General features: G+C 34.1%; 7 protein-coding genes. 1 reads left to right on the top strand and 6 read right to left on the bottom strand.

Features of this window, described 5'->3' with window-relative positions; all coding sequences use genetic code 11:
- Nucleotides 1-221 precede the first annotated feature (221 nt).
- The 3 genes from ABEY15_RS13215 to ABEY15_RS13205 form a co-directional block, all read right to left on the bottom strand.
- The gene (locus ABEY15_RS13215; RefSeq protein WP_429890565.1) at nucleotides 222-1,097 is read right to left on the bottom strand and encodes an NAD-dependent epimerase/dehydratase family protein; all 876 of its coding nucleotides are present in this window, start codon (nucleotides 1,095-1,097) and stop codon (nucleotides 222-224) included.
- 170 nt (nucleotides 1,098-1,267) lie between these two features.
- On the bottom strand, nucleotides 1,268-6,526 hold the full coding sequence (locus ABEY15_RS13210; protein ID WP_429890564.1) for a S8 family serine peptidase: 5,259 nt from the start codon (nucleotides 6,524-6,526) through the stop codon (nucleotides 1,268-1,270).
- A 428-nt stretch (nucleotides 6,527-6,954) separates the two neighbouring features.
- Nucleotides 6,955-7,713, bottom strand: coding sequence for a metallophosphoesterase (locus ABEY15_RS13205; protein WP_429890562.1), 759 nt, complete (start codon nucleotides 7,711-7,713; stop codon nucleotides 6,955-6,957).
- Nucleotides 7,714-7,792: 79 nt separating this feature from the next.
- Between ABEY15_RS13205 and ABEY15_RS13200 the strand changes: the two genes are divergently transcribed.
- Nucleotides 7,793-8,032, top strand: coding sequence for a LysE family transporter (locus tag ABEY15_RS13200; protein ID WP_429890561.1), 240 nt, complete (start codon nucleotides 7,793-7,795; stop codon nucleotides 8,030-8,032).
- 67 nt (nucleotides 8,033-8,099) lie between these two features.
- Here ABEY15_RS13200 and ABEY15_RS13195 read toward each other — a convergent pair whose 3' ends face one another.
- The 3 genes from ABEY15_RS13195 to ABEY15_RS13185 all read right to left on the bottom strand — a co-directional run bounded on the left by ABEY15_RS13195 (nucleotide 8,100) and on the right by ABEY15_RS13185 (nucleotide 11,857).
- Nucleotides 8,100-9,107: a PTS sugar transporter subunit IIC gene (locus tag ABEY15_RS13195; protein WP_429890559.1), complete on the bottom strand. Its 1,008-nt coding sequence runs from the start codon at nucleotides 9,105-9,107 to the stop codon at nucleotides 8,100-8,102.
- Between the two features lie 116 nt (nucleotides 9,108-9,223).
- Entirely contained in the window at nucleotides 9,224-10,615 is a 1,392-nt protein-coding gene (argH, locus tag ABEY15_RS13190; protein WP_429890558.1) for an argininosuccinate lyase, read from the bottom strand.
- Nucleotides 10,616-10,642: 27 nt separating this feature from the next.
- Complete coding sequence (locus tag ABEY15_RS13185) at nucleotides 10,643-11,857, bottom strand: argininosuccinate synthase (protein ID WP_429890557.1); 1,215 nt, start codon at nucleotides 11,855-11,857, stop codon at nucleotides 10,643-10,645.

Raw genomic sequence — 11,857 nt, 5'->3', positions numbered from 1 at the left:
AAGTTATTAACGGAAAGTTTTAAACTGGTTTGAATATTTTTAGGACCTTGTATTCACAATAAATATTTATTTTATAATACTAATAATATTAAGTTAATTTACAATTTTCAATATTTTTAATGTATTTTTTCCGAAATTTCGGAATTTCACTTCAATAAAATTCCGAAAACCTGGAAATTCCAGAAATTCGGAATTTTATTTTTGAACATTTTATGAACTTTTTATAGTTTACAATAATGATGAAGTAATTTTTTCATCCAATCATGTACCTCTATAAATTGAAACCCTTCTTTTTTAGCTTTCTCATTACTCAATGATTGATCGCTATAAGCATCAAATGGAGATTGATGTTCGACTGCACCATAAGAGTTAATAATAGCCTTTTTTCCAGTTTCCATTTCACAAATGTTTATAATTTCTTGAAATGTAATTTCACCATTAGAACACGCATTAAAAGGACCACTTTTAATCGATTCATTTTCCCCTAACCAAAGTAAAAACTCAGCGGTTTCATCAGAATCGATAAAGGTCATCTCTTTCTTTAAATCAGATATAATTATTTCTTCATTTCTTGAAACTTTATCAACATGGAAAAGTAATCTCTTCGTATAATCATCCTGTCCTAATACGATTGGGAATCTAGCCGCAAACACTGGAAAATTTGCTTCTTGATATAAAACAGCCTCACAAAGACGCTTCCCTTCCGCATATGAATATTCGTTATCTTTATTATACTCAATAGGATAATTATAAGGATCAAAGTCAGTTTCCACATGGTTTAATCCCGTATCATATACCGCTAAAGATGAAGTGAAAATATATCTTCCAACATGATTAGTTAATAGTTTAATAATTTCCTTCGCTTCATTTGGAGTATAACAAATATTATCATAAACAAGGTCCCATTTATGAGTACTTAAACTTGCTAATGTTTCAGGATTTCGTCGGTCGATTATAAATCTACTAACTCGATCTCCGAGGTCATCTTCTGTAAGTCCTCTCGTTGCAATCGAAACATCATAGCCTTTATCGATTAATTTATGAACAAGTCGTTTTCCGAAAAATCTTGTACCACCTAATACTAAAACCTTTTTCATTTTATAACCTCCAAACAAAAAAATACCCATATTACTAGTTCGCCATTAAACTTCAAAATACCTTTTTATATAGAAAACTTCTATTACTAAGTTCGTTTTTCTAGTAGTCTATTTATGCGATTTGGACGAAAAAAGAGAGCCTCATCCACAGAGGCTCCCCGTCTTTATTATTATTTGTTTAAAACGACTGTTTCAGTAGCAACACTCACATTTCCTGCTGCATCTTTTGCCGTTACAGAGATGACCAATCCAATGTAATCACCATACGATTTATGAGGTATTTCTAAACTGAAGTTTCCATTTTGATCTGCTTGTACTTCTGTCACTACATTGTTGAATTTTATAGCAACCGTTGCATTTGCTTCGGTTTTACCTGTAACTTTTTGATCTTTTTTCGTAACTGTATTAACGATTGGTGCGTCTGGTGCTGTACGATCTAATACAACAATCGATGCTGTTTCACTTTGGTTTCCAGTTGTATCATTTGCACTTACTGTTAATACACTGTCTGCTTTTTGTGGTTTAATTTGGATACTATAGTTTCCACTTGCATCCGTTTTTCCTGAACCTATTACAGTACTATTATTTTTCACAACAATATTGACATTAGCATTTGCTTTACCAGTAATTGTTGTATCATTATCATCAATTACATCAATAGTTGGTGTTAAAAGTAATGTAGTCATCTGAATAACATTTGAATAACCACCGTTAAGTGTACCATTCAACCCACCCATTACAACCAATCTAAAACGGTAGAATGTACTATCACTTAATCCTGTTACTTTCGCACTTGTTGAGCTAACTGTAATCGGTGTTTCCAGTTTTGCATCTGTCCAAGTATAGTTATCTGGCCACGTAATACCATCCTTGCTTGATTGTTGCTGAATTTTCACACCGCCCCATACTCCAGCAGGATCTACAGCTAGCCAGTTTAGTGTAACCGACGTACTATTTTTCGACGCAACTTTAAAAGTGTTTACATTGCTATATACTTTAGTCAAATTGAAGAAATCTGTTGCGTACATTTCTTTACCGTCAACTTTAATTACTTCTTTTGGTTTAGCAGTTACTTCTGGATTTTTTAGATAAATATTAGAAGCAACTTTCTGCATATCATTTTTATCGACAATGCCGTCTTTGTTAAAGTCTTCAATTAGGTAATTCGTATTATCCTGTTGACCCATTTTATCATATACTTGCTTTGCGTCTAGGACATCAATAATGCCATCGCCGTTAACATCTCCAGCTTTAGCTGTAGGTTGAGAACCTGCAACGTATTTAAGCTCTCCAATATCCTCGCCCCAAGTCGTTTTTGTACCTAGTTGTACTTTTAGGATGCTCTTTAAATATCCAGGTGCTTCGTACACAATATCGTATGAATCGTTTGAAAGCGGAATACCATGAATATCAATATAGTTATAGTCATCAATTGTACCTGGGTATTTGTTACCTTTAGAATCTTGCGCATAAGCACTTGTTACAAATTTCGAAATACCATTATTAGCGAATGGTGCTCCCACTCCCTCAAGACGCGCAAATGACGTTACATACGAATGTTTTTGCATAATCTGGAAGCTATTAATTTGGTTAAATGCCGGTATTTCTGTTTCCTTTGTTTCTCCTTGCTTTGTGTAGTTAAATGTTGTCGTATTTACGTCTGCATTTATTGTATTCCAGATGATGTTCCACTCATCGTTTACAACTTTGAATGTTACATCAAGGAATGGAATATCCCCACTAAAGCCTTCATCACCGCTTAAATGAGCGCCTACTTTTACTACATCTTGGCTGTTCGGTGTTTCAGGGTTTGGAGAAATTACTGGGTCGTCTACTTTTACAGTCATACCATGTACTGCTGCATATTCTTGGAATTTCTTATTGACCTTTACATCTACAAATTGAAGATAATCTTTGTAGAAACTAGCATCATATGAACCTGACATTAATTTTTCAACGTTATTCAAGCTTAATGTCATCGTAAGTGTATCATTTAAAGTTACTTTCTTTTTATCATAGGTAGGAACCATATATGGTGAACCTTCCTTAATAAAAGCATAATGATAAAATTCATTTAACAGATGGGCATTACCTGCTTTATCCATTGGGAACAAAGCAATGGTAGCTGGCCCTTTCTCTATATCTTGTTTTTCAATTGCAAATTTCCCATCTCCATTTGGATCAAGTGGAAAATCTCCGGTTGGGAAATATTTCTGGTTGTAATAATACCAAAGAGTATTAGCTGATTGTGAAATTCCAAGTGGTGCTAATTTACTTGTCCCTTCATCGTACACATTTGTATGAACCCAAAATCCATTATATGCTTCACCGTTCATCGTCTCTGTTGTGAAGTCTGAATCTTTTAATTCATACACGCCTGGAGCATGATCTTTAAATGAAAGTTTTGGTAAAGTATTATCAATCGTAAACAATTGTAGCGGTGTCTCGTATTTTGTTGTTCCGTCTACATCGATTGCTCTAAGTTTTGCATAATATTGACCTTCAGTTAATTTTCCATGAGGTGCATTTACATCAACTTTCTCATCTTTTGGATCACCAGCCCATGGATAATAATCTTGGGTAGCTATACCTACATTTATTTTTTGATCAAGTAATTTTGTTGCAGCATTAGTTTTTACCTCAAATGGAGTAGTTGTCCCAATTGGACGACCATCTTTGTCATAAAGAAATACTCTAACTGACTGCATAGGACTATTTAATATATATTGTAAATATGTTAGACCAGGTTGTTGCATAAACGGATGTGCTGGAATCCAACTAACTTGACTTGAAGCTGGGTTAACTATTGAATTATTTCCAATCCCTCTATCAACTACACGAACTGCGAATGGTAAACGATATTTCTCCTGTGGATTATCATGGTTTACAACATTCACATAACCTTCGTATCTGCCTGATTGAGCACTAGATGGAACACTAATAGTCGCTGTTAAATTTGAAGATGAACCAGCAGCAACTGAAACATTTTGTTCAGACGTCGTTATAGTTACATTATTTGTTACTGCATTAAGAACACCAGTTTTAGCCTTCGAATATTCGTAAGTAATATCAAATTGTTTTGATTGTGTTCCTTTATTTTTAATTATGAAATTTTTAGTGCCAGTATTCGAACCGGTTGCTTTTTTATAGATTGTACCAAAAACGAATGATCCTGTTTTATCATCAATCGGCTTATAACTTGCGCTTCCTGAATCATAGTTTAGCGTTTGGTTCAGAACTTCAAACGCCATATCTGAATGAACCGCTTCTTTCACATCGACTAATCCAGCTCCTACTTCGTATACTGAATAGTCATCTGTTAATTTATCAGCTGTATTCTGTAATGCCTCTTTTACATCAGAAGGTTTGTATTCTGGATGTGCTTGTAAAATAAGCGCTGCAATTCCTGCTACATGAGGAGATGCCATTGATGTACCAGAAATACGAGCGTAAGCTGACGAATAATCGATTCCATCTTCTGGGCTATGAACGTACTCTGGATAAGAAGAATAAACAGATACACCAGGTGCTACAATATCAGGTTTAACATCATAGCTTCCAGTCACTGGTCCTCTTGAGCTGAAACTTGCAAGATGAGTTCCTTCAGTGTTAATCGAACCTACACTTGTAACTTTAATAGAAGAAGTTGCAGCCGCAGCTTTTAAACGTTCTCCATCTGCTTTCGGAAGACGGTAAGTCGGTATTAGACCAACATCTTGTGCTAAATAATTGTCAATGTCACCGTCTATATTGTTATACATTACGACAGCCACTGCACCAGCATCTTTTGCATTTCTAATTTTTTCCGCTAGTGCATACGTTCCACGTTGAATTAATGCGACTTTGCCTTTTAAATCAATCTTTTGACCATTCGCATCTTTAAAATCATCAGCTCCACCTAAGCCAACATAGACAACAGGGTATGATTTGTCTACGAGCGTACTTACATCATCATTATATCCCATACCTAACATCTTCATATTAAATGATTCAGTTCCAACAGTAGCCGTTGCTGTAGGGATATTCATTGGAAAATCGCTAGCACCAACTGTAATTGCTAATGCAGCTGTTCCTGGAGAACCAAGTGTACCTTCTGATGGACCTGAGTTACCAGCTGAAATGACACAAGTTACACCAGCTAAAGTAGCATTATTTATTGCTATCGAAGTTGGATATAATGGGTCGTTTACTGTAGCACCAAGCGATAAATTAATGACGTTCATTCCATCTTTTACAGCTTTATCTATACCTCCTAGAATGGCATCTAAATATCCACTACCATATGGTCCTAATACACGATAACTATATAAGTCAACATCAGGAGCTACGCCTAACACCGGATATTTAACATTGTTTTTTCCTTGTCCTGCAATTGTTCCAGAAACGTGAGTTCCATGGTACGTAAAATATTCATGACCTTCAACAACTGGCGATCCAGCTTTTTTCCAATCATCTAAAGTCGTCTCCATTGGATCTGCATCATTATCAACAAAGTCCCAACCTTTTACTGTACTTAGGTCAATACTAGCTGGATCTACTCCATTTACTTTGCGATATCCTTTATATACGTCTATTAAATCTGGGTGGTTGTAATCAATACCTGTGTCGATTACTCCGACTTTAATTCCCTTACCTTTAATACCTTCTTTATGTAAGGGTTCAATACCTGGAAGTGGAATCGAATTCTCTTGAATTGTGTTCGGATAATCATTTGGACCTACTGTACTTTGTTGACTAACAGATGTTGAAGTTGATGTTGATTTTCCAGTAAAGTTTGTTGAAGTACTTTTGTCCGTACCACCTAGTTCACTTGGATCAAGCTTTACAACATCATCCTTAAAAACTTTACTTACTAAACCTGACTCTATTAATTGGTTCACATAAGTTCCTGGAAGTATCATTGATACTCCATTAAATGCGTTCTTATATTCATTTGTAATTTGAATTTCTGATTGATTAGTAGACTTAGATGAAGTGTTTTCATTAGGTGTGATTGAATAAGTACTAATAGCATTAGCTCCGGCTCTTGCTGGAACCATTTTTTCAACAAAATCTCTAAACAGTTTATGACTATCATTTACATCTTGAGTCGCTTCTTTTAATGATAGCTCATTGCCCGCTACTTGTTGTTGTAGGACTGCTACTTTTGCAGGAACCTGTTTAAATTGTACAATAACTCGTACTGGTGCAGCGTTGTTTACGTTGATTTTTGGATCGATTTTAATTTCACTTTCTGTACTGTAACTGTTCAGAACATTTATCTGTTCAGTCGTTAGTTTTGAAGCATTAGATTGATTACTTGTACTAGTTCCAGCAATAGTGTTTTGGACATTGTTTGCCGCCAAAACATTATAAGGAACCGCTGTAGAAAGTAATACACCACCAATTGTGGCACTTGCAAGCACTTTTCTAATTTTGTACTTTCCCAAGTTGTTGTCCCCCTTTAATTTTAGTCAGTTAATAAAACTATTTCTCTAAAACTATTAGAATCTTACAAATTTTCATAAGATTTAAACGTTACAAACATTTTACTAAAATCGACAAAACTCTTGTATTGGGGGAATTTCGCACTTTTTCCTTTGATATCCATTCTAAAAAACTTACAAAAACTACTTTAATTACTAAAAGTTTCTTTTATTACGTTGAATATACAGAAAATAATTAGGTTTTAAATTTGGGGGAATATGAGGATTTCATTAATTTTTTTTAACTATTTTTTTAACACTCCCAAATATTTACATTATTTTTAATCATTATTTAATAAAGTAAAAACAAAAAAGCTGTCGAAATTTTCCAAACAGCTTTAAAATTTTGTATTATATTAATAAAATAACTATCCAGAATAGTGATACATATTTTATATATTTTTAATTACTATATAATGAGTTTCAGGTCTAACACCTAATCTAAGTGGAATAGTCGTTGTTCCATAACCATTACTTATTATTTGGGTTATATTATTGCACACATGCGTTTTACCTTTTTCATAAGGACCATAACCAAAAATCCTTATTTGCCCTCCATGTGTATGACCACTTAAAACGAGAGATATCCCATGTTCTTTCTTTAAAAACTTCAAAATTCTTGGATTATGACTAACTACAAGTTTAAATGCATTTTGTTTAACACCTTGAAAGGCAAGGTCAAGATCCACCTTCCCAGTTTTCAAATCATCTACTCCAATTAATGCCCATTCTTTTTGTAAATGATTAACCGTAACAGATGAATTTTTCAATACAACTACATTCCATTTATTAAATATAGTCTCTAGTTCATTTTTTTCTATTTCGATATCATTATTTCCCCAAACAAAGTAGACCTTCCCAAGACTACTTAGCTTTTGAATATTTTGTTCTATTCTTTTAAGAGGTACTCCTTTCTCTAATAAATCTCCGCCAATTATGACCAAATCAACTTTGCTAGACATTCGCTTTATAATAGAAGAATTAATTTCTCTTCTATGAATATCTGAAATAAAAAATAGTCTAATTGGCTTTTCAAGTGGAGTATTTGAGAAAGAAAATTCATGTTTTCTTACTATATTCAGATGAGCCTCAATGAACATATAAACTAACAGCAGAAAACCTAGTAAGATACAAATGAAAAAATAAATCATACAGCCCTCCATTTCCAGCATTAAAAGAAATACCTACTCGCTGAGCTTTTCTAAAAAAGACTATTGCTTCTATTTCTTAATGTCCTTGATAATTCTCGCTAGATTACCTCATAGCGGTATGGCAGTTCCTCTACAGATGATCATTTTAGGTTTAACTTTTATGGTATTAACTCTCATTGTATTTTCAATTATAGCGATTTTTGCAGGCAGCTTGGGTGAAAAATTGTTACAAAATGAGAAATCATCTAAAATTATCAATCTAGCACAAGGCATTATTATTATAGGAATAGGTTTAGAACTATTTTTTATGGTTCGATAAAAGTGTACCCTTTTAAAATGACAATACAATGAAAAATGAGTACTTTAATTAGTACTCATTTTTCTATTTATAATATTTTTAACTCTCCAGCTTTAATTATATTTGCTTGTTTTAAGAATAAGTACATAATATATGAAACGATCCCAGGTACTAATACGTATGTAACAATCATCGGTATAATAACTGCACTTCCATAGGTAGCTAATAAATTCATTGGTGCAACAAGTGCACATAATCCTAAACCTGCAATTTCTTTTGGTGCTTCAATATGAAATAAGAATGCAGAAATCGGTCCAGCCACAGCACTTGCAACTATGGTTGGTATAAGTATCCTTATATTCCTAGTTACATTTGGCAGCTGTAATTTTGGCGTGATAATTAATAAACCAAGGATACTTCCTGGATCATTCTCTCGTGCAGAGATAACTGCTAATCCTACAAATTGTGCAGCACAACCCGCTAATGCAGCTCCTCCGGCTAATCCATCTAAATTCAATGCAATGGCTAATGCTGCAGAAGAAGCAGGTGAAACAATTAATATCCCCCACACTACTGCTAATACAATCGAAGCAATAATTGGCGAACCTTCAGTTGAACCTTTAATAAAATTCCCAACTGCTATTAAGATTGGTGAAATCCATTTTGATAAATATAATCCAACTAAACCTGAAATTAAGATGGCAAATAACGGCACAACCATTAAATCTAATTTCGTTTTCCCTTGAACGGCTTTTCCAATAAGGATTGCAACTAAAGCGGATAATAACGCTCCTACTGGTTCACCCATTTTAATGGTCATTGCAGTATCCACCATCAATAATGCCCCGGAACCGATTATTGCAGCAGCCATTGCAGAAAAAATGATTAACGTACTTGAACCCAATAAAACAGCTATACCTGCACCAATAGCAGGTGCCATTAATAACTTAGTCGAAAATCCAATCGTCATTAAAGATTCAAAATGAAAGATTTTCCCAATACTCTCAAGTAAAGAACCGATACCGATCATGACAAAAACAGCATGTGCTATACCTTCTGATGCTCTAAATATCCTACTTTTTTCTTGCGTGCTCATATGATACCTACCTTTTTTTAGTAACTACTTCTAGTATTTGCATAATGAATAGAAAATTATTAATAAATAGAAGCACAAAAAAACGTCCAAATAATTGGACGTTTTCAATTAGAAAATTATACCATATTTATTGAAAAGCTTAAACACTCTTCTGCCTTTGTAATTTGTTTCCAAACCTCATTCGTTGAAGTTCCACCTTCACTAATTCTTGCTTCCATAACTGTTTTTGGATTTAATGTATGATAAATATCTCCTTCAAACACTTCATTAATTCTCTTAAATTCCTCAAGTTTTAATTCCCCAAGAAATTTATGATTCTCTATAGCATATAGAACCGTTTTTCCAACGATTTCATGAGCTTGTCGGAATGGGATATTTTTTCGAACTAAGTAATCAGCAAGGTCAGTAGCATTTGAATAATCATTTTTAACAGCTTCGTACATACGTTTTTCGTTTACTTTCATCGTATCGATAATTCCCGAAAGTAATTGCAGGGCTCCTACGACTGTATAAACAGTATCGAACATACCTTCTTTATCTTCTTGCATGTCCTTGTTATATGCTAAAGGTAGTCCTTTTAAAACAGTTAATAACCCGATTAAACTGCCATAAACTCTGCCTGTTTTACCTCGAAGTAATTCTGGAACATCTGGATTTTTTTTCTGCGGCATAATACTAGAGCCGGTACAAAAAGCATCGTCTAATTCAATAAACTGAAATTCTTGACTAGACCAAATAACAAATTCCTCTGATAGTCTAGAAATATGTGTCATAAGTAATGACGAATCAGAAAGGAACTCTACGATAAAATCACGATCGCTTACTGCATCTAAACTATTATGATAAATATCGCTAAAACCAAGTAATTCAGCGGTACGTTGACGGTTAATTGGAAATGTAGTTCCAGCTAATGCACCCGCACCTAATGGTGAAATATCCACTCGTTTTAAACTATCTTTGAATCGACTTTTGTCACGCTCTAGCATCCAAAAATACGCAAGTAAATGATGTGCAAATGAAACAGGCTGTGCTCTTTGTAAGTGCGTATATCCAGGCATAATTGTATTTACATGCTTTTTTGCTTGCGTCACGATTTTATTTTGAACTTCTTCAATTAAATCAATAATGGAGGACGTATTATTTTTTAAAAAAAGGTGCATATCCGTTGCTACTTGATCATTTCGACTGCGTCCTGTATGTAGTTTTCCTGCTACAGGACCGATTTCTTCAATTAACATGCTTTCGATATTCATGTGAATATCTTCATTTTCAACGCTAAATTGAACCTCATTTTTCTCAACTTTTTTTAATATCTTATTTAAACCTTCTATTATTAGTTCAGCTTCACTGATTTCAATTATGCCACATTCTCCAAGCATCGTTGCATGTGCGATACTACCAGCGATATCTTCTTTAGCCATTATTTGATCAAATTCAATTGATGCCGTAAATTCTTCTACTAATTGATTTGTCTCCTTCGTAAAACGTCCGCCCCAAAGTTTTGACATAACTGCCTCCTTAATCCACTCTATATTTTATTTACTTAAAACTGTATTTTTCTGTGTAACTTCGCTATATACCTTTGTTGGTAATCCCCATAGTTTAATAAAGCCTACCGCTGCATTATGATCAAATAAATCACCCTTTGAATAGGTTGCAAGCTCTTCATTATATAAACTAGTTTCTGATTTTCTACCTACTACTGTATGAGTGCCCTTAAATAATTTCACACGAACAATACCGCTTACTGTTTCTTGTGTTGTATTTACAAACGCATCTAAAGCACCCATTAAAGGTGAATACCACAAGCCATCGTATAGCATTTTTGAAAATTGTTGTTCAATGCTTACTTTAAAATTTGTCACTTCACGAGGCAATGTAAGGAACTCTAATTCTTTATGAGCATTGATTAAGATTAGCGCTGCTGGATTTTCATATACTTCACGTGATTTTATACCTACTAATCTATTTTCAATATGGTCGATTCTTCCAACACCATGCTTTCCACCAAGTACATTTAATTGTTCAATTAGTTGAACTAGTTCAATAGGCTGACCGTTTAAGCTAACAGGTACACCTTTTGAAAATTCAATTTCAATATATTCAGGAACATCCGGAGTATTTTCAATAGCATTCGTCCAATCAAAAGCTTCTTCAGGTGCTTCATTCCATGGATTCTCTAATACACCTGCTTCACAAGCTCTTCCCCATATATTTGCATCAATTGAAAATGGATTATCTAAATCAACAGGAATTGGTACACCATTTTCATGTGCATATTGTATTTCCTCATCACGAGTCATGCCCCATTCACGAACGGGCGCCACTACTTTAAGATTCGGATCCAATGCCATTACTGAAACTTCGAAACGAACTTGATCGTTTCCTTTTCCAGTACAACCATGCGCTACTGCAACTGCACCTTCTTGCTTCGCTACATCGACTAATAATTTTGCAATTAAAGGTCTTGATAGAGCAGATGATAGTGGATACTTCCCTTCATATAATGCATTCGCTTTTAGAGCGGGGACAATATATTCATTTGCAAATAAGTCCTTAACATTGATCATATATGACTTAATTGCTCCTAAATTTAAAGCCTTTTGACGAACAGCTTCAACATCTTTTCCTTCACCTAGATCAAGACAAAGTGCAATCACATCGTAGTTATATTTCTCCTGTAACCATTTGATACAAACTGACGTATCTAAACCACCTGAATATGCTAAAACAATTTTTTCATTTCCCAT

The organism is Gottfriedia acidiceleris (genome assembly GCF_050457485.1).
GTDB classification, from domain to species: Bacteria; Bacillota; Bacilli; order Bacillales; family Bacillaceae_G; genus Gottfriedia; species Gottfriedia acidiceleris_D.
The sequence above is the reverse complement of the archived record's forward strand: the minus strand, read 5'-3'. Positions and strand labels throughout refer to the sequence as shown.